The sequence below is a fragment of the Neorhizobium populisoli genome (assembly GCF_019430945.1).
Classification (GTDB): Bacteria; Pseudomonadota; Alphaproteobacteria; order Rhizobiales; family Rhizobiaceae; genus Neorhizobium; species Neorhizobium populisoli.
The window spans coordinates 607,389-632,959 of sequence record NZ_JAHYCB010000001.1; the positions used below are offsets into that span (position 1 = coordinate 607,389).

13 protein-coding genes are annotated in these 25,571 nt (G+C 60.1%); 3 read left to right on the forward strand and 10 right to left on the reverse strand.

Going from position 1 to position 25,571, the window contains the following annotated elements; all coding sequences use genetic code 11:
• The first annotated feature begins 272 nt into the window (after window positions 1-272).
• Window positions 273-1,058, forward strand: a complete 786-nt coding sequence (locus tag KX729_RS03015; RefSeq protein ID WP_025554419.1) for a metallophosphoesterase family protein — start codon at window positions 273-275, stop codon at window positions 1,056-1,058.
• Between the two features lie 17 nt (window positions 1,059-1,075).
• Here KX729_RS03015 and KX729_RS03020 read toward each other — a convergent pair whose 3' ends face one another.
• The 4 genes from KX729_RS03020 to KX729_RS03035 all read right to left on the reverse strand — a co-directional run bounded on the left by KX729_RS03020 (window position 1,076) and on the right by KX729_RS03035 (window position 12,185).
• Window positions 1,076-1,861 (reverse strand): SDR family oxidoreductase, encoded by a 786-nt coding sequence (locus KX729_RS03020; protein WP_219740937.1) that lies wholly within the window; start codon window positions 1,859-1,861, stop codon window positions 1,076-1,078.
• A 26-nt stretch (window positions 1,862-1,887) separates the two neighbouring features.
• On the reverse strand, window positions 1,888-3,321 hold the full coding sequence (locus KX729_RS03025; RefSeq protein WP_025554415.1) for an aminotransferase class I/II-fold pyridoxal phosphate-dependent enzyme: 1,434 nt from the start codon (window positions 3,319-3,321) through the stop codon (window positions 1,888-1,890).
• Entirely contained in the window at window positions 3,321-10,754 is a 7,434-nt protein-coding gene (locus KX729_RS03030; RefSeq protein ID WP_219740938.1) for a type I polyketide synthase, read from the reverse strand. The genes KX729_RS03025 and KX729_RS03030 overlap by 1 nt, the downstream gene beginning before the upstream one ends.
• A gap of 246 nt (window positions 10,755-11,000) precedes the next feature.
• Window positions 11,001-12,185 carry a polysaccharide biosynthesis/export family protein gene (locus KX729_RS03035; protein WP_219740939.1) on the reverse strand — a complete coding sequence of 395 codons (1,185 nt, stop codon included), beginning with the start codon at window positions 12,183-12,185 and terminating at the stop codon, window positions 11,001-11,003.
• 456 nt (window positions 12,186-12,641) lie between these two features.
• Here KX729_RS03035 and KX729_RS03040 point away from each other — a divergent pair, with 456 nt between their 5' ends.
• The gene (locus tag KX729_RS03040; RefSeq protein ID WP_219740940.1) at window positions 12,642-13,484 is read left to right on the forward strand and encodes a DUF6030 family protein; all 843 of its coding nucleotides are present in this window, start codon (window positions 12,642-12,644) and stop codon (window positions 13,482-13,484) included.
• 2 nt (window positions 13,485-13,486) lie between these two features.
• Here the strand turns inward: KX729_RS03040 and KX729_RS03045 are convergent, their stop codons facing one another.
• Together KX729_RS03045 and KX729_RS03050 are read right to left on the reverse strand one after the other, a co-directional pair.
• Window positions 13,487-16,939 (reverse strand): YhaN family protein, encoded by a 3,453-nt coding sequence (locus KX729_RS03045; protein ID WP_219740941.1) that lies wholly within the window; start codon window positions 16,937-16,939, stop codon window positions 13,487-13,489.
• Window positions 16,940-16,942: 3 nt separating this feature from the next.
• On the reverse strand, window positions 16,943-18,178 hold the full coding sequence (locus KX729_RS03050; protein ID WP_219740942.1) for a metallophosphoesterase family protein: 1,236 nt from the start codon (window positions 18,176-18,178) through the stop codon (window positions 16,943-16,945).
• 121 nt (window positions 18,179-18,299) lie between these two features.
• On the opposite strand from KX729_RS03050, the gene KX729_RS03055 reads away from it, so the two are divergent.
• Window positions 18,300-19,286 carry an aldo/keto reductase gene (locus KX729_RS03055; protein WP_219740943.1) on the forward strand — a complete coding sequence of 329 codons (987 nt, stop codon included), beginning with the start codon at window positions 18,300-18,302 and terminating at the stop codon, window positions 19,284-19,286.
• A gap of 227 nt (window positions 19,287-19,513) precedes the next feature.
• Here KX729_RS03055 and KX729_RS03060 read toward each other — a convergent pair whose 3' ends face one another.
• The 4 genes from KX729_RS03060 to lon all read right to left on the reverse strand — a co-directional run bounded on the left by KX729_RS03060 (window position 19,514) and on the right by lon (window position 25,350).
• Window positions 19,514-19,978, reverse strand: a complete 465-nt coding sequence (locus KX729_RS03060; protein ID WP_219740944.1) for a GNAT family N-acetyltransferase — start codon at window positions 19,976-19,978, stop codon at window positions 19,514-19,516.
• A gap of 66 nt (window positions 19,979-20,044) precedes the next feature.
• The gene (locus KX729_RS03065; protein WP_219740945.1) at window positions 20,045-22,234 is read right to left on the reverse strand and encodes an esterase-like activity of phytase family protein; all 2,190 of its coding nucleotides are present in this window, start codon (window positions 22,232-22,234) and stop codon (window positions 20,045-20,047) included.
• A gap of 219 nt (window positions 22,235-22,453) precedes the next feature.
• The gene (gene hupB, locus KX729_RS03070; protein ID WP_007753405.1) at window positions 22,454-22,729 is read right to left on the reverse strand and encodes a DNA-binding protein HupB; all 276 of its coding nucleotides are present in this window, start codon (window positions 22,727-22,729) and stop codon (window positions 22,454-22,456) included.
• 200 nt (window positions 22,730-22,929) lie between these two features.
• Window positions 22,930-25,350 (reverse strand): endopeptidase La, encoded by a 2,421-nt coding sequence (lon, locus tag KX729_RS03075; RefSeq protein WP_219740946.1) that lies wholly within the window; start codon window positions 25,348-25,350, stop codon window positions 22,930-22,932.
• Between the last annotated feature and the right edge of the window lie 221 nt (window positions 25,351-25,571).

The following is a 25,571-nucleotide window of genomic DNA, read 5'->3' on the forward strand; positions in this document are numbered from 1 at the left end:
TCAATTTACTTGACCGTGAAACAATCCAATCTCCTCAAAATCCTCTTTTCTGGAATAATATCTGATACTTAGCCGGAAAATAGAGCATCCAATACGCTGCTGGCGAAGCTCTGTCGAGCCACTCGCCGGCGGCAAATCTCTCATCGCGCGACTTCTGCTGCATATATCCGGCATTTCGAAGAGAAATTGCCGGGTCACGGCATTGTTAATGTTCCTTTAGGGAGCCATTTCCCATTGTCGATTTGATTCTGGAATCGGAGACGGCAAGGCGCATGCGGAAATGGATTGACTGGTTTTCAGGCCAACGGCAGGAGCCGCCGCCTCAATCCAAGCGCCGGAGGATAGACCTCGGCGCCGCCGCTCCGGCCTATCCGATTTATGCCATTGGCGACGTACATGGTTGTCTCGATGAGCTGAAGGCAGCCGAAAGCCGCATCAAGGCGGATATCGATGCGACCTCGCGCCAGGGGCTTGTGGTTCTGCTTGGCGACTATGTCGACAGAGGTCCGCGATCCCGCCATGTTCTCGACTATCTGATCCGGCCAAGCGAATTCGGCCTGAAGCGGCTGCCGCTCTGCGGCAATCACGACGACGTCTTCCTGCGCTACCTGGACCAGCCGAAAGCCTATGCGGAATGGCTGGGTCTTGGCGGAGAGCAGACGCTGATGTCCTATGGCATCGATCTGCATCACGTCGGTACGCGAAGCAAAAGCAAGGGTCCCCAGATGGAGGACCTCCTGGCCGAAGCCGTGCCTGCCTCCCATCGCAACTTCCTGACCGAGCTTCCGATCAGCCTCAAAGTCGGCGGCTTTCTTTTCGTCCATGCCGGAATCAAGCCAGGTATTCCTCTCGAAGACCAGCGCGACGAAGACATGATGTGGATTCGTGAGCCGTTTCTGGCCGAAGGCCCCAAGCTGCCGCTGGTCGTCATCCATGGCCACACACCGAAACCCGAACCCGACCGCGGGCCGGGACGGATCGGCATCGATACCGGCGCCTATTACACCGGCAAGCTCGCCGTGCTGAAGATCGAGGGCGAGCGCGCCATCATTCTCTGACGCATCCGCCGATCAGATCAGCCAAGCCGGAACCGGTACCACCAGTTCAGAAAGGGCTTGATGAAAGGCCCGTAAAGACCGAGCGCGGTCAGCGCGAAACCGAAATAGAGTTTCGGCCTCTTGCGATCGATCGCGCGGACGATCTTCCTTGCGACGGCATCCGCGCTCCAGGGTGCGACTGCGCCCATCAACATCTGCGCCTCGCGCGGTCGCTTGGCGATCTCCCGCTCGAATTGCGGCGTCATTGTATCGGGAGGAAAACAGAGGCTGATCGTCACCCCCGTTCCGAGCGCCTCGAAGGACAATGCTTCGGCGAAGCCGGTCAGCGCCGATTTCGACGCGCAATAGGCGGTATAACCATAGATGCCGATCAGCGCCGCGCCAGACGAGATGATCATGATCCGGCCCTGCCCTCGCCTCTTCATGCTGGAATAAACCGCACGGACGGAATTGGCGATGCCGAGGACGTTGGTCGTCACCTGATAGTCGAAAGCTTCGCCGGGCAATTCGTCGAAGACGCCCGGATCGACAATGCCGGCCGACGTTACCAGGATGTCGCAGGGCCCGAAAGTCTCTTCGGAGGTCTTGAAGACCGCTGCGATATCCGGACCTGCGCCTGTGTCGGCAGATCCGATGTGAATATTTTCTTCGGGAATATTGCTGATGTCGACCAGATTGCGACGGGCCTCCACAAGCCGCGCATCGTCTCGCCCTATCAAGGTTAGTCGAGCACCGCGCAGGCCGTAGATACGGGCAACCTCAAGCCCTATTCCGCTCGATCCGCCGGTGACGATGACGTGCATATCCGACCGCCCCCAGCTTCAGTTGGTCAAGGCTTGCCGCCGCTTGCCTGCATCATCGGCGCCAGCTGCATGACCTTTTCCACGTCAAGCGACGCAAGGCCGAAATTGCTGGCATGAAGCTCTTTCAGCTTCGCTGCGGTCACTTCCACCGAGTGGCGGATCTGCTCTTCCGTGTGGTCGCACGTGATGAAGAAGCGTAGCCGAGCCATGCCTTCCGGCACGGCGGGATGAATGATCGGCAGGACGTTCACACCCTCTTCCAACAGGACGTTGGACAGCTGCACGGCCCTCAGCGAATCTCCAACGATCACCGGCACAACGGAAAAGCCGAGGCTGAGACCAGTATCGAGGCCAGCCGCCTTGGCATATTCCAGGAAAAGCGCACCATTGCGATGCAGCTTCTCTGTGCGCTCCGGCTCGTTACGCAGAATATCCAGGCCGGAACGCGCCGCAGCCGCCAATACCGGCGCCAGGCCGACGCTGTAGACGAAACCGCCGGCCTCGGCCTTCAGCACATCGATCAAGGCCTGCGAGCCTGCGATATAGCCTCCGCAGCTCGACGTCGTCTTTGACAGTGTGCCCATCCAGATATCGACCTCGTGCGGATCGACACCGTAATGCTCGAACGTCCCGCGGCCCGTCTTGCCGAGGACGCCGAGCGCATGGGCTTCGTCCACCATCAGCCAGAAACCGTAGCGGGACCGCAATTCCACAAGCGCCGGCAGATCGGTGATATCGCCGTCCATCGAGTAGACGCCTTCGACGATGACCATGATCCGGCGGAACTCGGACGAAAGCGTGCGCAGCACCGATTCGAGGTTCTCGATATCGTTGTGGCGGAACAGACGACGGGTCGCGCCCGACTGCTTGATGCCGGCAAGCGCGCTGTTGTGGATGAACTCGTCATGGATCACCAGATCCTGCGGCCCCATCAGACAGCTGATCGACGCGACATTGGTCAGATAGCCGCTGACGAAGCAGACGGCGGCATCGACGCCATAAACCGTCGCAAGCTCTTCTTCGAGTGCGGTGTGGATCGGCCTTTCACCGGCGACCACCCGGCTTGCAGACGCAGATATGCCGAACTGGTCGATCGCCGCCTTGGCCTTCTCGATCGTCTGCGGGTCCGTATTAGTGCCAAGATAGTCGTAGGAAGCGAAATTGATGAATTCGCGGCCGCCCATCGCGGTTGTCGCGCCTGCCGCCCGGTCATGGGAACGGTAGAAGGGGTTTGCGACACCCGTCACCTCACCAACCGTACGCTGGAACTGTACCCGCTGATATTCCGGAAGATCTTCGAAGCGCTGGACCTGGCGCACCGGCGCCTGTGGCTGGCGGCTGAGCCGCGCAGCACGATTGCGACCGGACGATTCGTTTGCCTGGCGCATTTTATCCAGCAAACCGCGCTTGCCCTCAGCGCCGAGCCCTGAGGGTTTTCCGTCATCCGACTTGTTATTCATCACTGAGTCGCTGCTTTCTGGGTAACCGAGTGTCGCTTGACGAGGCTGCCGACAGCTTCGTTCTGAGCGGAGGCATCTTCCGCCGGCTCGTCGCTATGCTTCGACACACGCTCACGAAGGCGAGTTACCACGTCACCGACCGTGGTGTCGTCGCCGACGCCACTCAACGGAATATCAAACCCTGTCTTCTGCTGGAAGCCCATGCCGAGCTCCATCGCCATCAGACTGTCCAGACCGATCTCCTTGAGGATCTTATCCGGGGTCACCGAATCTTCAGTCACGCGCAGGATCGAGGCGATCTCGGCCGCGACGAGCTTGTGCAGAAGCTGCTGGGCTTCTTCAGCCGACTTGCCGGCGATCAGCTCTTCCAGGTCGATCGTGTCTCCATCGCTCGATGCCGTATTGCTGCCGGCATGACGGAGAAGCGTTTCGAAGATCGCCGTCTTGGAAATCGGCAGCATGCGCACCGCATTCCAATCGACTTCGGCGATCATGACCGCCGCCGCGTCGATCTGACCCGTGTCTTCGACGATATATCGCTCGACCTGTTCAAGCGCCTCGCGCGCCTTCATCGCCGTCTTGCCGATGCGCTTCGAAAGCAGCTCGTTGACCTCGGCGTTGCGGGCGAGGAACCCGGTATCGGCAATCGCGCCGAAACCGACGGCAAGCGCCGGCAGGCCTTCAGCCCGACGCTGCCGCGCCAGACCTTCGAGATAGCCGTTGGCGATCACGTAGTTCGACTGGCCCGGGTTTCCGAGCATAGTCGTTGCCGACGAGAACAGCAGGAAGAGTTCAAGCGCGTCACCCGACGTCAGGCGATGCAGGATTTCAGCCCCCTTCACCTTCACGTCGACGACGGGCTTGTTGCGCTCCGGCGTCAAGTTGGAAATCAGCGCATCGTCCAGCACCATGGCGGCATGGATGATGCCCTTCAGCGGGCCTTCGGAACGCAGTTCCTTCAGGAGCGCGTCGGCCGCCGCTTCATCGGTAATATCGCAGGCGTGAACGGTCGCAAACGTACCCTTCTTCTGCCATTCGGCGATCGCCGCAAGCGTCTCGGCGTCCGCGATGCCGCGGCGCGAGCAGAGCGCGATGCGCGAGACACCCTTGGAAACGAGCCAGTCCGCGGCCGCGAGACCAAAGCCGCCAATGCCGCCCGCCACGAGGAAAATACCCTCCGGCGAATAGCGCAATGACTTGCCCGGAGCAGCAAGAACCTGATCCCTGCCGCTGACCGGAGGCCGGACGACGATCTTGCCGATATGGCCGGCATTCTGCATCAGGCGGAAAGCACTGCCGATCTCATCATGCGCGAAGGCACGATAAGGAAGCGGCGAAAGCTTTGCTTCGCTGAACAGACGTCCGATTTCCGCGAAAATCTTCTTGGTCACGGCCGGTAGGTTCACCAACAGCTGGTCGGCGTCGATGCCGAAATAGCTGATGTTGCGGCGGAACGGCCTCAAACCGATCTTGCGGTCCGAATAATAATCGCGCTTGCCGAGTTCCAGGAAGCGGCCGAACGGCTTCACCAGTTCGATGCTGCGCTCCATCGCTTCGGAGAAGAGCGAGTTGAGCACCAGATCGACGCCTTCGCCTTTGGTCACGCCGCGCACGCGGGCGACAAAGTCCAACGAACGGGAATCGAAGATGTGATCGGCACCCAGCGCTTCCAGGAAACGGCGCTTTTCGACCGTCCCTGCCGTGGCAATGACCGTCGCGCCCTTGAGCTTGGCGATCTGCAGCGCAGCCAAGCCGACGCCGCCGGCGGCGCCGTGGATCAGGATCGTTTCGCCGCGTTCGATATGGCCGAGCTGCACCATGGCATAATAGGCCGTCAGGAAAGCAACCGGCACCGTGGCGGCGGCTGCGAAGTCCAGGCGGTCGGGGAACTTCGTGACACCGTCGCGACGAACCTTCACATGGGTCGAGAATGCAGCCGGCGCGATACCCATCACACGGTCGCCCGGAGCGAGATCGGTCACGGAAGAGCCGACCTGCACAACGCGGCCGGAAAGCTCCATGCCAATTGTCGCGCCTGCGAAGCCGTCTTCCAGAGCCTCTTCCGGCAACAGGCCCATGGCCCACATAACGTCACGGAAGTTGAGACCCGTCGCCTCTACGGCGATAACGACTTCTTCGCTTGCGGGCGCCGGCAGGTCGCAGGCTTCCCAGGCAATGCTGTCGACGCGGCTGGCAACCAGCTGGCGGATCGTGGCTGCCTTGAAATCGCTGACCATCACATCCGACGTTGGGAACGGACCGCTGGCGGCCCGCACTTCACGCAGGTTACCGCCGGCGATCATCCATTCACGGTTGATCGCCGCTTCGGAGAAGATCGCTTCGATCGCATGTGCGGTCGTTGCCTCACCCGTTTCGGCATCCAGGAGATGGACATCGACGGTGTCGTACTCGTTCTGCAACACGCGTGCGAACGTCCAGAGGCCGGCATTCGCGGCATCCGTCCGGCCCTCGGCAAGCGGAGAACCGCCGGGGGCAACGATGACGATTTCCGGGCGGCCGGCAGAAGATCCAGCCTGTCGCAGATGCGCAGACAGGGTTTCCGCCAGAACACCAAGCCGGTGTAGGCGATCCTGAGAAAGGGCCGAAGCCGCACGGTTGCCCAGACGCTCCGCACCATAAACGATGCGGATCGGCCCCTGGAAACCGTTCAGAGCAGCCTGCAAAGCGTCCTGGCCACAATCGGCGCGGAGGACCTGCACCTTGCCCTTGGCAAAGGTCATCGTCCGGCCCGCCTGCTCCGCGAGGAGCAGCACGCTACCTTCAAACCCGGCGGCCTTTTCCGCTGCCTGGCTTTCCGACTGCGCGGTGGTGACGATCAGCGAACCTTCAGGGTAGACACGCTCAGAGACGTCCGGCTTTGCAAAACCAAGCGAGGCGAAAATTTCTTCGACCTGCCGGATTGTGTTGAGCTGGCCAATCGGGAAATCAGCGGATTTGGTCTTTTCGAACCAGCCTTCGGACTGGCCGAAGACGAAGTCATGAAAGGCCGAGGGCGCACGGTCCGCAAAAACCAGCCGCGTACCTGCCGAAGCGGCCGCACGGATTGCCGAACGAATGCCATCATGCCCGGCCAGCAACGTGCGGGTCTGCACACCGGCGGCCACGACGAGATCCGCAACCGGCAGAACCGTCAACTTTGCGGTATCCGGCAGGAGCACATTCACGTCGTTCTCGAAGGCGATTTCCATCGTCCGGCGAACACTTTCGCGCGGTTCGAGGATAACCAGCGAGGCACCGTTGGCAGAAGCGGCAGCGGCAAGGCGGCGGCTCATGGTAATCGAGGTAGAACCCGCTTCCAGAACATGGCGAATACGGCCCTTGCCAGCTGCCAGGGCCTGTTCGACGGCATCTACAACTGCTGTGAAATGCCGGCTTGCAAGCGGAGAATGGACCAAAACATGATCAACGGTCGCCTCGCTCGTCGTGTCGAGCTTGTCGCCGTCGTCACGCCGCGCAGCGACCGACATCCGCTCCAACGCATCGCGATAGGCATTGTTGATCATCACGGCTTCGGCGACGCGGCCCGCGTCCTCGCGATAGATTTCCTGCAGGATCTCACTGACGGGCGGCAGGGTAAATTCACGCGGCACATGCCACTCGCCCTCATCCGCCGTTGCGATGCCTGCATCCTCAAGGATGAAGAAACAGCTGGTCAGGAAGGCGCGGAAGGCGCCATCGCCTGGAAGGCGGCGCGTGGAAACAATGCCACGATGGTCAGCCAGAAGTGCCGCGATCTCATGACAGGCTCGGTAGATGGCCGCATCGATCAGAAGGGTCGCATTGTCCGGATTACCCGCTGTGGAAGGCGCGAACGGTGCGAGAGCATGGAGAGAACCTGCAGCCTGCGTCACGGTCAGAGCGGACGGCACGCTGTCATAGTGGAAGGCCACGGATGCAAGCGTGTGATGTCGTCTCAGCGCGGTACGGCGGAAACGGCAATCGTCGAACGTCGCGATGTGGTTGCCCGCCGCATCGAACATCTGGAAGCGGACCTTGATCGAGAAGCCGCTGAAGCGTTCGATCTCGATCGCGGCGCGGGCGATACGGCCGGTCGCGCCCGACACCTTGACGGAGCCGAAACGGACCGGAATGTACGGCGAACCGGCTTCGCTGCCCGACAGCTGGTCGAACAGAGCGACCAGACCGTGGAACGCGGCGTCGACGGAAAACGGATTCAGGTTGTATTCGATGAAGGGATGAGCGGCGGCCATGGCCGGCTTCAAATCCACTTCGATGAAATTCCGGCCATAAGAGCGGGCTTCCGAAAGCAGCTGGAAATGCGGCCCGTATTGCAGGCCGAAACGCTCGGCTGTCTCATAGGCCTGACGCGCGCCAACGATCGAAGGCTGTTCGCCGTCAGGCTTCTTCAGCACGGCCTCGCCTTCGCCTTCGATCGGCCGGCGGCTGCGCGCAATCGCATGCACCGTCCAGTCGTCGTTGCTCAGACGTTCGCGCGAGCGGATTTCGATATAGCCCGTCTCCGGCGACAACAATGTCGAGAGCTCGACGATGCGGTCCTGCCGTAGTTCGAGCGGCCTCACGATCTCGAGATTGGTGACCTCGGCTTCGGCAGTGCCGTAGTAGCGCTGCGCTGCCGTCACAGCGATTTCGATGAAACCACTGCCCGGGAGGATAGCACGGGAATCAACGACATGTTCCGCCAGATCGGGGAAAAGCCGAGCGTCGATATGATTCTTCCAGTGCGCCGCATTGGGGTCGGAACGCCAGCCGAGCAGCGTGAATGGCTTCCTGCCTTCTCGGCCGAACACGTCGAGTTCGTCCGTGGTCGACGGGTTTTTCAGCTCGATCGGCTCGAACGGCAGACGCGGCAAATTGACGAAAGCATTGCGCTTGCCACTGTGCCGCGACATCAGCGGCGACGCGCCGAACGCGACTGCGCGGGCAAAGGACTGCGCCACCGGATCGCGACCCGGTACCGGAACCTCGCGCTGGAGTGTGGAGGTGACGACTGCCTGCGCGGAATGCTGCTTGGCGACTTCGCTCACATAATTGCCGAGGATCGGCCGTGGCGAAATTTCGATGAACAGGTTGCAACCCAACTCCAGTGCGGTTTCAGCCGCAGACTTGAATAGGACCGGCTCTCGGACGTTGTGCCACCAGTATTCCGCATCGAGACCACGACCATCCTGGACCTTGCCGGTGACCGTCGAAATATAGGTGCATGAACCGGTTTCGGGCTCGATTTCGGGAAGATCCGCCAGGAAGGCGTCCTTCGCGCTATCGATGATCGGGTGGTGGAACGGATAGTTGATATCCAGAACATGCGCGACGATCTGTGCCTTGCGGGCGGCATCGCGGAAAGCCTGGACTTCCTCGACTGGACCGGAAATGGTGACCGAATTCGGAGCGTTGATCGCGGCAATGCAGACGTTGTCGAGGCCATGCGACTTGGCAAAGGCGAGTGCCGCCTCCTCATTCAGGACGACGGCTGCCATCTTGCCCTGGCCAGCGAAGATATCCTGATACCTGGAGCGCTTGGACACGATCGCCACGGCTTCCGCCGCCGTCAGGGTCTTGGCTGCGTAGGCAGCCGCGATCTCGCCGACCGAATGACCGAAAACGACTTCCGGCCGCACGCCCAGCGCCGCCAGACAATCGGAAAGCGATGCCTGGACTGCAAACAGCAACGGCTGGCCGATTTTGGTATCGCCAAGACGCAGCGGGAGATCGGACGAAACGAGCACGTCGGTCAGCTTTTCTCCGAGATGATATTCGAAGAGAGCACTGAACGACTGGAAACACTGCCTGAAATGGCGGTTCTCGTTATAAGCTTCGACACCCATGCCCGCCCATTGGGCGCCGTTACCGGAAAAGACGAAGGCAATCTTGGCTGCCTGGGCCGGAGCTTCGCCCCGTTCGCCCTGCGAGGCTTCGCCTGTCAGATGGGCTTCCAGCGCCTTCAGCACGCCATCCGCATCCTTCGCCTCGACGGCAAAGCGATGACGGAGAGCCTCGCGGTTGGCTGCAGCGGCAGACACGACCCGACGGGCCTCGTCCGACGAAGCCTGCGAGAGACGATCGCGATAGTCTTCAAGCAGCTTCGACAGGGCCGACGCAGAATGGGCCGTGGCCACGAACAGAGCGCTTTCGCTACGCGGCGGATCGAGCGGCGCCAGGCGCTCGGGATCGCTGATCACCACATGCGCGTTAGTGCCGCCGAAACCGAAAGAGTTGATGCCAGCGAAACGCGGCTCCTTGGCAGGCAGAAGCTTTACCGGCGAGGTATTGACCCGAACATTGAGGTCTTCGAAATCGATATCCTCATTGACCTTCTCGATATGAAGCGACGGCGGGAGAGTATTGTTCTCCAACGCAATCATCGCCTTCAAGAGGCCGAAAAGACCAGATGCCGGTTCGGTATGGCCGATATTGGTCTTGATCGAACCGATCGGAAGCGGCGCGCGGCGCTTCTTGCCGACGACTTCACCGATAGCCCAGACTTCTGCCGGGTCGCCGACGCGCGTACCTGTGCCGTGCCCTTCCATGAAGGCCAGCCGGTTCACGTCAATCGCGCTGTTATCGTAGATCGAATGCAGCAGATCGGCTTGAGCCTCACGCGATGGAAGGCTGATGAAGTTCGTACGACCCGATGAATTCACTGCGACAGCGTGAATGCGGGCGTAGCTTCTATCCTTCTCCTGTCGAACGCGGTCGGTGCGCCTCAGGACGATCATTACGCCGCCTTCCGACCGTACATATCCGTGGCCATTCGTGTCGTAGGCACGACACAGACCTTCCGGCGACAGCATACGGGCCTGGGCGAAGCCGACAAAGGAAAGCGGATGGACGAGAATGTTGACGCCGCCAACGATGGCAGTGTCAATCTCACCCTTTTCCAGAGCGGCAGCAGCCTGGTCGAGAGCGACCAGCGAGGAGGAACAGGCTGTATCGATCGTCATGCTCGGCCCCTTCAGGCCAAACACATGCGAGATACGGTTCGAGACGATCGACAGCGTGTTGCCGGTCATGAAATACGGGCTACCAGCCGCCGGATCTTCCGTCAGCAGATTACCGGCTTCCAGATTCGACGCCCCGACATAAACACCGACGCGCTCGTCAGCCAGCTTGCTGACGGGAATATTGGCGTCTTCGAGGGCCTGCCATACCAGATTGAGAACGATGCGCTGCTGCGGATCCATCTGCAGCGCCTCGCGCTGCGAAAGCCCGAAAACGGCAGGATCGAAATCGTAGAGATTATCGAGAACGCCAGCTGCAAACGTATAGGTCTTGCCCGGAATTCCTTGAGACGGATGCCAGAAGCGTGCCATGTCCCATCGATCGCCCGGGATCTGCGTGATAGTGCAGCGCCCTTCGGTCAGGACATTCTGAAGCTCGGTTACGGAATTCGCACCCGGGGCAATACTCGCCCTGCCGATGATTTCTATCGTCATGGTCACTCGGTGTTTATCAATCTACCGTGGCAAATCGTACAAGCCGTCCCGCCAGACGACCTTAACAACACACTTATCGTGGGTTGTCACCAAAAAATAGCTTTCCCACAGGCGTCAGTAAAATACAGAACTGTCGCAATTTACCGGAAAAACATTGCTTTCCGGAGCAACGGCCGTCGGAAGACAGTATACAAAAAAAACTGCCCGAGAAACCGGGCAGGGTTAAAACCATCCTGGTCGAACGCTTTAGTTAATGCGTCCGAAACTATAAGCCGTGCTGGCGCCCTGAGACGCAACACCTATCGGCGCGCCAACAATTGCCAGGAATTTGCGCAAATCGACCGTATTGTGACGCGAAGCATAGATGACGTCACGATTTTTAATCGGGAACGTTTGCCCGACCAGCAAGCTGTCGGCGTGGCTCATGTCGAAGCTATAGACGATCGGATAACGGCCTTCCCGATCAGTTCTCATGCCCTTGCCAAGCAATTCGTTGAAGCGCTGCGTACCTAGCAGACTCATGACCACATCCGGCTCCTCATAGCGGAACAGGAAATAGCCTTTCGCATCGACGGCCGCATCGTCGCCACCGCCGCCGAGAGCGACAGCCTCAAGCAGATTGAGGTCACTGGCGCCGAAATTGACCCTCGCATTCGACTTGACCGAGCCAAGCAGGGTGAAGGTGCGAGGATCGCGGGAGACAAAAATCTGGTCCCCAGGCTGAACGTAAATATTTTCGTTTGGATTACCGATCACAGACGAAAGAAGCGCCGTTCCGGTTTTCCTGCCGCGAACGAGCGTCACGTAGGTTTCGTAGGGCTGCCCCGTCGGACCGCCTGCCTTGGCGATGACATCCGTGATCTTCTCACCGACAAGACCGAGCGGCACCTGAGCAGAAGTTGTTACAGCGCCCGAAACTGTCACACGACGGGAGGCGGTATTCACGCTGGCGACGACCACATCCGGCTCGACAGCTTTCTTTGCGAGGGAGCCTAGAATCGCCTGACGCGCTTCCTCCAGCGTCTTACCTGCGAAACGAATGGTACCGACATAGGGAATTGCCGCAGTACCGTCCGGTTGAATGACAACATCGAGGCTGGTCTGCTTGGACTCAGCCGTCGAAAACAAACCATCCGCTCCGGCTTCGAAAATGCTAACCTTCAGTTGATCGCCGACGCCGATGACGACGCGCCCCACACCGCCGCCAATCCCGAATCGGCGATTGAGCGCTGTGGCGACATAGTCGGATACGAGCTTGGCGCTCCGGCTGTCGACGTTGACAACGTCGAATACCGCAGCATCGGCACGGCCGACCTGCTCAGGCGACCGGCCTGCATCCGCCTTGATATCAGCGGTAAGCGGGCCTTCACCGGGTACAGCCGTGCAGCCTGCGAGCGCCGCACAGATAATGATCGCAGTCAGTCGAAACAAATTCGATACTCCAAATCAGCTCCGGTTTGAGGGTATGCGACAGAAGCCAGATACCCTCGTGAATCCGGTTGCCCTCTGAAAAGCACACAGAGCAGCCGACAATCAAGTCGGATCGTACTCAACCACAGAAATAAAAATCCTGTGCGCTTTTAAGGCCATAGACTGGCAAGATACTAATATTCCAAAGGGAACATAAACAAGTTGAGTTAAATGCTATCTAAGTAACATGGTTAATCCGGCAGCCATGGCACTCCTGATCGGCCTTAACACACGCTTGCTCGTGCCCTACGGCCCCGGCTTCAATCCAGCGATTGGGCTGGTCCCAACCTTCCCGCCTCTCTCATATTTTACTATGCTTTGTGATGATCTGTTTTAGCCACCGGCATAATATGTTACTCGCCCTCGCCGACCGCCGGAGTTTCCCCGATCGGACGAAGAGCGGGATCGATTGGGACGATGCGGGAAGAGGATGAGGCCGAAGGACTGACCCCCGCGGACCTGCGCCGACGGCGCCGGTCCGGCGTGCTGGTTTTCAGCCTTTTCCTGATGGTTGTGCTGGCGGGTCTGGCGGCGACCGTGCTTGCGGTCAATGACGGACGAAATTATCGGCGCCTCGTGCAGCGGCTTGGTCTTGAGCACTATTTCCTTGCGCCGCCCACGCAGAATATCCGGGTCGGCCGATTGAAGATTTCCCCACCTTCGGAGCACTATCCCCCTTGGTTGATAAAGGCGGGACTTGAGCGGGCGGCGACTTTCGAAGCTCCTGAAACGCGCACTGCCGAAGAGCGTTGCGCTTCGCTGAAGACCGAAAAGGCGACCGAAGCCACCTTCACCCCGGCCGGCAACGATTGGGAATGCCTGTTTTTCCAGGAATTCGGATCGGCAAGTGAAAAGGCGTCCCTGTTCGTCCAGGCACGCGGTGCCCTGCCCGACACAATACGCAATTTCCGCATCAAGCTCAGTCTCGTCGATTCGACCTCCGATCAGGCGGTGATCGACGAGGCGACGGCCGCGATCGAACGCTTTGGCTTGCCAATGACGCCGGAGACCCGTTCCTACATCAAGGAGATGATCTCGACGCGCCGGGAGTTTACATCGATCGTCGAGACTTATCGGATGACCTTCAGCAAGGAGATCACCGACGAGCGGCGCTACAATCTATTGATCCTGCCCCGACCTCAGACAATCAAATGCGGCGACGCTCCCGAGACGCAGCCGGACAGCACAGCGACCAGTGTCTACCGAATGCCGGTCGGATGCCTGGCGCTTCGTCCGGTAAAGGGCGGGCCGGCCTCCTGATTTCAGGCCCGATCCAATTGGACGATATCAACCTCTTCACCAAGCGTCTGCAACGCCGCATCCACCAGACTTTTCTGGTGGCTGAAAAGGATGGTCTGGAACTTCCCGCCAGCTGACGCCAGCGTTCTCAAGCCCGCCGCAGTGCGTTCGTCGTCGAATGTCTGGAAGATGTCGTCCAGCACAAGCGGCGCCGGTTCGTTTTTGCTGCAATAGTCTTCAAGGAAAGCCAGGCGCAGAGCTAGATAAAGCTGATCGCCCGTACCTTCCGAAAGGCCGGAAAGCGGCACCTGTTCGCCCGTCTTGCGCTCCATGGCAAGCTGTAACTCGTCCCGCTCATCGTAGAGCTGGACAAGGCGTGAGAACCTGCCACCCGTCAGATCGGCGAAAACTTGCCCGGCGCGTGTCATCACCGGATCGGCCTGCCGCTCCCGGTAGGCTTCCATCGAACTGGCAAGCAGGCTTGCGGCGAGTTTCAGCACTACCCAACGCCGCGCCAGCTCCTTCGCTTCCTGCTCAGCGGCAAGCTTCTGGAAGACGGCGCGCTCAGCGCCGATGCCGATTTCCAGCTCGCGCCGGCGCCGCTGGTTATCAGCTTCGGCGGTCCGAATTGCCGCAAGCCGCTCGACCTGGCGATTGTCCTCGGCCTCGAGCCTTTCAATTTCCAGTGCCGCGGCGACCCGGTCGAAACCTGCGAGCCTCGAGCGGATATCCTCCTCATCCGCACCATCGGCCTGTTCCGCGAATCGAACCCGGCAGTGCCGAAGACTTGTCTCGACACGCGTCCACTCCCGTATTGCTTCCAGCACCTTTTCGAGATCATCGCCATTCTCCGGAAGGGATTGTGACAACTTGGATAATCGGACCTCGATTGCAGCTTTTTCGTCGAGATGATGGGCCAACGACAACTCGGCACGCTCCAGCGCGACCGCAAGCGTCGAAAGGTGATTTTCCGCGGCCTTGGCATCCATGGCCCGGTCATTCAGCATGCCCGCCGCTGCATCGGCCGGAAGTGTCGCAAGATCCGGCGCCGCTTCACGGCAGAGTTCCTGAAGCGCGGTTTCGAAATGCTCCATGTCCCTGGTCATGCCGCGCACCCGCCGATCGCGATTTTCCCGCTCGGAAAGCAGATCCGGAACCGTTCGCCAGACCTCAAGCGCGGCGACCGCCATTTCGACTGTCGCATCCTCGGAAAGGCTTGCCATCACGGCAGCATGGGTAAAATTCTTGCGCCAGAGTTCGATATCCCGGCGCTGCTCCGCCTCACGCTCCTCCAGTCTCTCCAGCGCCTCCTGCGCCGAGCGGCGGAGGCGATCCAGAGACCGTCCCTCCGTCCAGCGTTCGGCAATCTCGCCAATGCGTCGTTCGAGCGCGCGGGCAAGCGCCATCGGAGGCAGGGCTGCATGGGCAAGATCGATCGCTTCGGCGAGGCCGATCAAGGTGGGACGAACGGCCTCCTCCCTGAGGCGCAGGGTCTCCAGCTGATCGGCAGTATCGTTCAAGGCGCTGGAGAGAAGCGAAACCCCGTCGACACCGCGGCGCCATTCGATCATCCGCTCCGGCGTGGACGGAGCCACGGGAGCCGCGTGGAAAAGATCCTCGAATTCGGTCACCGCGTCGGAAGAAGCAATCTCCGCCTCTTTGACGATTGCCTCGGCAGATGCGATCGCCTGGCGAATGTCGCGCATACGCAATGTCAGCTGCGCATGCTGCGAAACCCGTTCAGCATCGGAGAGAGCCGCGTCCGAAAGTTCATCCGTTTCGATGATGGAGATTCGCAGCTCTTCCGGCGCATCGGCCGATGGTCTGGTCGCGAATGTCTCGAAGATGGCATCGCGGCGCGCACGGGCCGTGGCGATGTCATCGCGCGAGACGATACGCCCTTGGCCTTCCAGTCTTTCCAGCTGCGAAGCAACGGACTTTGCGTCTTCCCTGACCGCCTCCAGCTTTTGCATTGCCTGCTGAGCCTCGGCTTTGGCCGTTTCGATCAGACGACGGTGGTGCGTTAGCGTAGCAATGTCCGGCAGCGGAGCGGATAACAGTCGCGTAACGTCCTTGACCGGCGGATCGAGCCTGCCGGCAGCGGACGCGAGATCGCTCTCCGCGCGAGCCATTCGGACCTTGGCCGAATCGATATTCGCAAGGTCGGCAAGCTCGGGCCGAAGCGCCGCAAGCTGATCTGCCCAAGGCTTAGGATCGATCAAGCGGGCACCGGCGCCATCTGCCTCAAGACGTCTGAGAGCATCGCGCTCTTCCTCGATCCGCTTGCGAAGCTGGATCAGGCTTCGGTCGAGCTCGGCGCCCTCCTCCACCAGCTTGCGGAGACGGACGAGATCGGGATCCGTCGGCTGGGCGCGCTGAAGTTCTTCCACCGGCGCAAAACCGAGACGGCGCGCGGCCTGCGAGAGGCGAAGATCGAAATCATCCACCTCGCCCTGCACGCGGGCGATATCTTCGCGAGCCTTGAGATAGGCTCCTTTCTCCGCATATGCCGCGAGGATCTTCGGCATTGCCGCGATCAGCGCGTCATCCACATGCACGGTGGCAACATCCTGCCTGAGGCGTTCGACATCTGCCTCAGCCGCCCGAAGCGCTTCCGCGCTCTCCCGCCTGTTGTCCATGACCTCCGAGAGACGATCTTCATAACCGGCAGGCAGCGTGGCCAGCGCCTTAAATTGCGCCAACTGATCCTGCTCACGGTCGATTTCGCGCAGCACCGGCTCCAGCCTGATCAGCTTGCGCAGGCGCTCCAGAGCATGTTTCGTTTCACTGCGTTCGGCCTGGACGAGCTGAAGATCGGCTTCGACTTCCGCCTGCTCCTTGAGCAGGCCTTTCCAGTCCCCGGCCTTCAGCTCATTGTCACGCTCGGCCTTGCGAGCCTCGTCGTGAGCATCGAGAACCTGATAGAACGACCGATCCTTCGACTTGCGCGGGCTGTAAATACTGTCCGCTTCGGCATCGAACGACTTTCTGAGAGTGGAAAGTCCCGTCAAACCTGAAGCGGCGGAAAACAGCAAGCTGCCGATCTCGCCGCCGCTTTTCAGCATGGTCTCGCCGCCGGCGCGAAGCGAGCCGGAATCGAGGCCGAAGGCGCGCTGGAAGACGTCGCGGGACAGGGTGCCGAGGAAAGGCGCCAAGGCATCTTCCGGCAGCGCGTCCTCCGCGTCGTTTGCCGCCAAAAGTGTATTCTTGCGGCCACGGCGACGGCGGAATTCGAGCTTCATCCCATCACGTGCCACGATCTCCGCCCCGACGCGCAGGGATGTCGGATCGTGCAGGAAGCTCATCTCTGCCGCGGATGGAAAACCGAAGAGCAGATCCGAAATCGCCGAGAGAGCCGAGGATTTGCCTGCCTCGTTCGGACCGTAGATGACATGCAGTTTCGCATCCGGCCGGAAGGTCAATGCCCGGTTGGTCAGGGCTCCATAACGGAGGATATCAAGGCGGTGGAAGCGCATGGATCAGCCCGCCTTTGCCGCACGAGAGAGGAGCAGATCGCGAGCTTCCGCCAACAACGCGGCGGCATCGTCGCCAAGCGGCAGTTCGCCCGCGCCGATACCGCCTGGCAGACGCGAGGCGATCTCGGCGATTTTCGTCTCGGCATCTGCCAGAAGCTCAGGCGGGAACGCGCCGGACGGGATCAAACTTTCAAGGCCGAGTATATCGGTTGGAAGCGCAGCACCAACAGATATGGGGTCGAGCCGCATTTCCAGCTTTTCCAGCCAGATGTCCGCATGGCTGCGGTGACAGGCGGCCTGCACCTCATCGCGGAAATCGGCAGGACGCGCCGTGATTTCATTGCGCAGGCGGCTTTGTCCGGTTAGACGGATTCGTAGCGCCAACGGCCGATCCTGCATATCTCCGGCAATCGATTCCAGCCTGGCCTCGATCCGGCGCAGGATCATCAGAACATCATCGTCAGGCGCTATCTCAAGGGCAAGCTCACCGAAGCGGGCATGATCGGTGATGATCCGCTCATAAGAAATGCGACCGTCTTCGACGGTCACCAGCACAGCGCCCTTTGCCCCCTGCTCGCGGATCGAGCGTCCCTGCAGGTTACCGGGAAAAACGACCAAAGGGTCGGTCGAGACAATTTCGAAATCGTGGACATGGCCGAGCGCCCAGTAGTCATAGCCGCGTGAACGCAGGTCCTCGACGGAGCATGGCGCGTAGGGCGCATGCGGTTCGCGGCCCGTCAACGAGGTGTGCAGCACGCCGATATTAAACCAGCCGGGCTCCGGTTTCGGATAGGCGAGCGCGAGGTTTTCGACCGCCGACCGCTCCGCAAAACCCTGCCCGTGCAGGCCCACCTTCAAGTGCTCCAGCTTAAAGGTACCAGGTTTATTGACCGGAAACTCGCTGACATTCTTCGGCAGAGTGATCGTTTTGGTGATGACGCTTTCGGCGTCGTGGTTTCCCTTGAGCAGAAAGACCGGGATGCCGGCGCGCTCCAGCCGCGCGACTTCGCGGTTGAAGAACAGGCCGATCTTGTTGTCCTTCCAATCGCCATCATAAACGTCACCGGCGACGATGAAGAAATCGACCTTACGCTCGACGGCCTGATCCACCAGCGCGGAAAACGCCTTGCGGCTCGCCTCGATGAACATCTCGGCAATCGCGACATCCTTCATCGCCAACCCCTGGAAGGGGCTGCCGAGATGCAGGTCGGCGGCATGAATGAAACGGAAAGAACTCATCGAATCGCTTGTTTTGATTGCCGGAGATGAACAGGTGTTTTAGGCAAATGCCGGGCACGAAGAAAGCTCGGGTATCCGCAGCCTGTGGATAGTCCCATTCTCATTCATTCGGAGAACACCCATGAGACAGCACGCGTTCGGACGCACATCCTTCAACGTCAGTGAAATCGGCTTCGGAGCCTGGCAGATCGGCGGCTCCTGGGGCGAAATCAGCGAGGCGGACGGCCGTGCGGCGCTGGAAGCTGCACTTGATGCCGGCGTTACCTTTATCGACACCGCCGACGTCTATGGCGACGGGCGCTCGGAGAAGATCATTGCCAGCGTGCTGAAATCGCGCGGCGACGCCCGCCCGATGGTCGCCACCAAGGCTGGCCGTCGGTTGAACCCGCATGTGGCGGACGGTTACACCAAGGCGAACCTTGAAGGCTTCATCGACCGTAGCCTGAAGAACCTCGAAATCGACAGCCTCGATCTCGTGCAGTTGCACTGCCCGCCGACCGAAGTGCTCTATCGCCCGGAAGTGTTCGGTGCGCTCGATGACCTCAAGAAGGCCGGCAAGATCAAGAATTACGGCGTCAGCGTCGAGAAGGTCGAAGAGGCGCTGAAGGCGATCGAATATCCCGACGTCACCAGCATCCAGATCATCTACAATATCTTTCGCCAGCGACCGGCCGACCTGTTCTTCAAGGAAGCCAAGAGAAAGAATGTCGCGGTGATCGTACGCGTGCCGCTCGCAAGCGGACTGCTCTCCGGCAGGATCAGCCGCGATACGGCCTTTGCCAAGGACGACCACCGCAACTTCAATCGTAACGGTGACGCTTTCGATGTGGGTGAAACCTTCGCCGGCGTGCCGTTCGAAGTGGGTCTTCAGGCGGTCGAGGAAGTCCGCAAGCTGGTGCCGGCCGGGGCTTCGATGGCGGCGTTTGCGCTGAAATGGATTCTGACGAGCGAGGCGGTCACGGTGGTTATTCCGGGTGCCCGCAATGCCGAACAGGCCAAGGGCAATGCGGCGGCGGCTGAGCTCGATGCGATTTCGGCGGACGTGATGACTGCGGCGAAGGAAATCTATGCACGGCTGGTGGCGCCGCATGTTCATCAGCGCTGGTAGGGAACGCAGAGACGGTGGCTGCCCCTCATCCCCCTGCAGGGACCTTCTCCCCGCACGCGGGGAGAAGGAGGATGGAGCGCCGACAGTGCCACATATCCCTTCTCTCCGTTTTAACGGGGAGAAGGTGGCGGCAGCCGGATGAGGGGCGGACGCTCCGACAAGCTGAACGCCTAAAGTTTTGATGGATTGCAGAAAGGACTGCCAGTCGCTCTATGAATTGAAGGCGATTAGCCGATTGTGAAGCAGTAAATGGTGGTCTCGTCAGAGACGATCCGCTCCACGTCCCCTGCTCCGATCGCGTCGATGATCCGCGGCCAGAATTTCTGAGCAGGAGCATTGCGAGCCATGACGCTCAGCTCCCATTGGCCGGGTCGTTCGTTCAGGATCGTTTTTGCGGCCTCGAACCCCACCCCGCGTCCCCGCGCATCAGGGACCACGTAGAACTCGGCGATCGCGAAATCCGTGCCTCTGCCCGAGGGCGACCATGTATTGACGAAGGCGAAGCCGGCGTAGCGGTCATCAAGCCTGATCAGATAAGGCCAGCGATGGTCGGGCTGTTCCCAATAAGCGTCGAAATAAGGATAGTCTGGGCCTGATCCGCCATATTTCTCGAATTCGGTCAGGCAGTCCGAAAGCAGGCTTCTCAGCAGCGGCAGATGCGCCGCGAGCGCCGGTTCCAGTTCGATACGCAACGCTTCACTCCATAAAAAATTGGCCGGGCAAATTGCCCGGCCTTTTGTTGTCGAAGGGTAACGATATTAGTTGGTGCCCTTGAGGTCCACGGTGAAGAACAGCGTCTCGCCGGAAGAGTCGTTCACACCGTCGTTGTCGGTCACGGCGAAGGCCTTGCCCGACTTGTCGAATGTGAAGCCTTCCAGCTTGTCGGCGACATAACCGTTGGCGCGCTTCAGGTCGGCGATGAAGTCGTGGACTTCTTCCTTCTTGACGGTCGGCAGTTCGCCGCCGATCTTGCCCGGCTTCAGGTCGGCAATTGCAACGCGGGTCAGCTTCTTGAGCTTGGCAGCGTCGCCGACGAGATTGTCGCGCTCGATCAGGTAGACATAGTCACCGCGGGCGGTGATTTCCGACAGGCCGACCCAACCTTCCGACTTTTCGATCGGATAACGGACGGCGCCCCATTCCTTGCTCTTCGGCTTGTAGGAGAGGAGCTTGACGGTACCCTTCGGGTCGTCCTTCCATTCGCGCTGGACGGCCATCCAGAGAACCATGTCGTCACCCTTGCCGACGGTGGTGACGCCTTCGAAACCGTAACGGTTCTCGCCGGCCAGCAGTTCGGCAGGCAGAGCGATCTCGGACTTGATCTCGCCCTTGGCATCGACGTTATAGAGAGCGTGCGGCGTGAGCTTTGCCGAGTCGCCTTCCGAAGCGAGCCAGAAGCCGCCCTTGCCGTCGAGTGCGATACCTTCAATATCGAGCTTCTGGGCCGGCTGACCGTTGCGGGTGATGCGGGTCACGCCGGTGATCTGGGCAGGTTTCTTGGTCGTGTCGATCGTGAAGATCGACGGCTGCATGCCGTAATAGCTGTCGTTGACCGCGTAGACGATGCCGTCCTTTTCAGCGTCGCCGACCAGGCCGGAGAGCGCACCCCAGCCGAGGACGTTGCCGTTGACGTCGTTGGAAACCAGCGTCGGATAGGCTGCCTGACCCTCTTCGAGCTGGTAGATCATGACATGCGAGCGAGCGCCGCCATCCTTGCCGAGATCCAGTTCGTTGGCAGTCGCAAACAGGTTGCGGCCCGGAATGGCAACGGCGCCTTCCGGCGAGATGCCCGACGGCAGGATCTGCATCAGCTGCGGCTCGGCGCCGGTGTCTTTGTAGACAGCGACGATCGAAGCACGCTCAGCGAGGATGAAGAAATACTTCTGGCCGTTGAAGGTCGCAGTTTCCATGCCTTCCGGCTCGATACCCTTGGCGCGCGAACGGCCTTCCGGATAGTGGCCGAGACGGGCGACGGCGCGCTCCAGCGAACCGCCGGCCTCGTGAAGAACCTTGCCGGTGCGATCGAAAATGGTGAAACCGCGGGCGCCGCCCTTCCAGTCGCCTTCGTTGGCGACGATGAGGCGGTTGTTGTCGAGCCACTTGATGGCGTCCGGCTCGCGCAGACGGCCTGCCTGCTTGTCGGTGAACGACAGCTGACCATCAGACTTGGTGTCGATGCCTTCAAGATCGACCTTGCCGGCAGAGAAGTGCGCGACGACCTTGGCCGTCTTGCTGTCGATGATGGCGATGTGGTTGTTTTCCTGCATCGTCACGGCAATTTCGCCGTTGTCGTTGATGGCAACGAATTCCGGCTCCGGATCTTCCGGGGCGATTTCGGCAATGCCCTTCATGTCGACATGCTTGATCGAAGCGCAATCAGGCGTACCGTCTTTCAGGGAAACGATGACGAGGTCACCCGCCGGCATCTGCGGGATGGCGCCGTCATTGACCTTCTCGTCGCGCTCGTTTTCGATGGCGATTGCCGCAAAAGTCTTGTCCTTGGAAACGGCGATCGAATCGGGCTGGCCGCCGAGATCGCAGGTCAGCTCGACCTTCTTCGTGGCGATGTCGACGACGGCGAGCATGCCCGACGGCTTGACGTAGCTTTCGCTGGTGTTGACGGCGGCGAGAACCTTCTTGCCGACGGCCGCAACGGAAGTCGGCTCGCCCTTGAAGGTGACGGCGCCGAGCGCCTTCGGAGCCTTCGGGTCGGTAATGTCGATGAGGCCGATCGCGCCCAGCGGACTGTCGGAATAGATCAGCGTCATGCCGTCTTCGCTGGCGGTGACGATTTCAGCCGAGCTCGGGGTCAGCTTGTCCTTGTCGGCGGGCATGTTGCCGGCGACCGGGAAGGAAGCGATACGGTTGAAAACCTGTTCAGCGCTGGCCGGAGCCGCGGCCGAGGCGAAAAGTGCAGCGGTCAGTGCCGCGCAGATACGAAATGTCATAGGAAGCCCTCCTGTCCTTTGAAACCACGGGTGGGTATTGGGGCATCCAGATGACAGGCGGATGACGGTTTTCACACCTTAGAGATGTCTTGAACAGCGCTTCGGCTGCTAATCGATTAGAGCCGGCGCGTACTGCATTCGGCAGTTGCGGCAAAGAAAAAAGGCCCGGGCGAACCCGAGCCTTCAGAGACAAAACAGGTTGCTCTAATGAGCAAAATGTTAGCTGTTGACAGCGTCCTTCAGGCCCTTGCCGGCCGAGAACTTCGGAACATTGCGTGCCGGAATGTCAACTTCTGCGCCGGTCGACGGGTTGCGGCCCTTGGAGGCTTCGCGGCGCGAGACGGAGAAGCTGCCGAAACCGGCGAGACGGATATCGCCGCCCTTTTTCAGTTCAGCCTGTACGGTCTCAAACACGGCATCGACGGCGGATGCGGCATCAGCCTTGGAGAGGCCGGCCTTTTCGGCCACTGCGGATACCAGCTCGTTCTTGTTCATGTTTCCACCCTTTCTAGGTTTTGGAACGACTCATTTTTATATCGGGGCCGACAATAGTTTTCCGTCCGGCCTTGGCAACCCAAAAGCTCCGGAAAAGCCTGAAAAACAAGGGGTCTGAGGGCATTTTTCACAAAAAAAGCCGGCTTTCGCCGGCTTTTTTCACAGTTCTTGTCGGTCAAGCATAACCGAAAGGCTATCGATCAGTGCGCGATAGGGGCACCGACATCATCGACGCCTTCAACCGTTGCAATGACTGGCGTTTCCACCGTGCCATCCCATTCGATCGGTTCCGGACGGCGAACGAGCGCGTGCTTGATGACTTCGCCCATGCGCGAGACCGGAATGATCTCCATGTTGTTCTTCACGTTGTCCGGAATCTCCGCCAGGTCTTTGGCGTTTTCTTCCGGGATCAGCACCTTCTTGATGCCGCCGCGAAGCGCTGCAAGCAGCTTTTCCTTCAGGCCGCCGATCGGCAGGACGCGACCACGAAGGGTGATCTCACCCGTCATTGCGACATCCTTGGAAACCGGGATGCCGGTCATGATCGAGACGATGGCGGTTGCCATCGCGACACCAGCCGACGGGCCGTCCTTCGGGGTTGCGCCTTCCGGCACGTGGACGTGAATGTCCGACTTGTCGAAACGCGGCGGCTCGATGCCGAAGTCTACCGCACGCGAACGGACGTAAGACGCCGCCGCCGAGATGGACTCCTTCATCACTTCCTTAAGGTTGCCGGTGACCGTCATGCGTCCCTTGCCCGGCATCATCACGCCTTCGATCGTCAGCAATTCGCCGCCGACTTCCGTCCAGGCAAGACCGGTGACCACGCCGACCTGATCCTCGCCCTCGGCTTCGCCATGGCGGAACCGCGGAACACCGAGGTAATCCGAAATGTTGGCGGAAGTGACGGCAACCGACTTCGTCTTGCCCTTGATGATCTCGGTGACCGCCTTGCGGGCGAGCTTCATCAGCTCGCGTTCGAAGGAACGGACGCCGGCTTCGCGGGTGTACTGCTGGCTGATGGCCATCAGGGCATCGTCCGAAACCGAGAATTCGTTCGGCTGCAGGGCATGTTCCTTGATCGCCTTCGGCAGAAGGTGACGCTTGGCGATCTCGCGCTTCTCATCTTCCGTGTAACCGGCGATGCGGATGATCTCCATGCGGTCCATCAGCGGACCCGGAATGTTGAGCGTGTTCGCCGTGGTGATGAACATCACGTCGGACAGGTCGTATTCGACTTCCAGGTAGTGGTCCATGAAGGTCGAGTTCTGGGCCGGATCAAGCACTTCGAGCAGTGCAGACGACGGATCGCCACGGAAATCCGAGCCCATCTTGTCGATTTCATCGAGCAGGAAGAGCGGGTTGGACTTCTTGGCCTTCTTCATCGACTGGATGATCTTGCCGGGCATCGAGCCGATATAGGTGCGGCGGTGACCGCGGATTTCGGCTTCATCCCGAACGCCGCCCAGCGCCATGCGCACGTATTCGCGGCCGGTCGCCTTGGCGATCGACTGGGCGAGCGAGGTCTTGCCGACGCCCGGAGGGCCGACGAGGCACAGGATCGGGCCCTTGATTTTGGTGGCACGGGCCTGCACGGCGAGATATTCGACGATGCGTTCCTTGACCTTTTCCAGGCCGAAGTGATCCAGTTCGAGGATCTTTTCGGCGTTGTTGAGATCGGTCTTGATCTTCGACTTCTTGCTCCACGGAATGCCGAGCAGCCAGTCGAGATAGTTGCGCACGACGGTGGCTTCGGCCGACATCGGGCTCATCTGGCGCAGCTTCTTCAGCTCCGCATCCGCCTTTTCCTTGCCTTCCTTGGAAAGCTTGGTCTTGGAGATGCGCTCTTCCAGTTCGGCCATCTCGTCACGGCCTTCCTCGCCGTCGCCGAGCTCCTTCTGGATCGCCTTCATCTGCTCATTCAGGTAGTATTCGCGCTGGGTCTTCTCCATCTGGCGCTTGACGCGCGAGCGGATGCGCTTTTCGACCTGCAGGACCGAGATTTCGCCTTCCATGAAGCCCAGCGCCTTTTCGAGACGCAGCTTGACGGAAACCGTTTCCAGCATTTCCTGCTTTTCGGTGATCTTGATCGACAGATGCGAGGCGACCGTGTCAGCAAGCTTCGAGTAGTCCTCGATCTGGCTGGCGGCGCCGACGACTTCCGGCGAAATCTTTTTGTTGAGCTTCACGTAGTTTTCGAACTCGGAAACCACGGAGCGCGACAGGGCTTCGACCTCGACGGCGTCCTCATCCGGCTCGGCAAGCATCTGCGCCTTGGCCTCGTAGAACTCCTCGCGACCGGTATAGCTGTCGATCTGGGCGCGCGAACGGCCTTCGACCAGCACCTTGACGGTGCCGTCCGGCAGCTTCAGGAGCTGCAGCACGTTGGCGACGGTGCCGATCTTGTAGATGGCAGACGGCTCAGGGTCATCGTCGCCAGCATTGATCTGGGTGACGAGCATGATCTGCTTGTCGGAACCCATGACCTCTTCGAGCGCGCGAATCGACTTTTCCCGTCCGACGAACAGAGGCACGATCATGTGGGGGAAAACCACGATGTCGCGCAGCGGCAGGACCGGATAGGTCTCTACGCCAGATGCCGCAGACGTTGAATTCGTCATTTCATTTCCTTTCCATCGTCCCGTTTCCGGGATACGTCGCCTGGCGTGATTTTGGCAAATCACCCAGGCACTTCACTCCCGCCCAAAGTGGAGTTTCCGAGATTTGATTTCAAGCCTTGCGGAGCCATCGCAAAACGCAATGCGACAGTGATTTGACAAGGCACGCACGCCTTACGATTACGCGGAACGCCAAGGACACGGGACGCGATCACCGGCGTTCA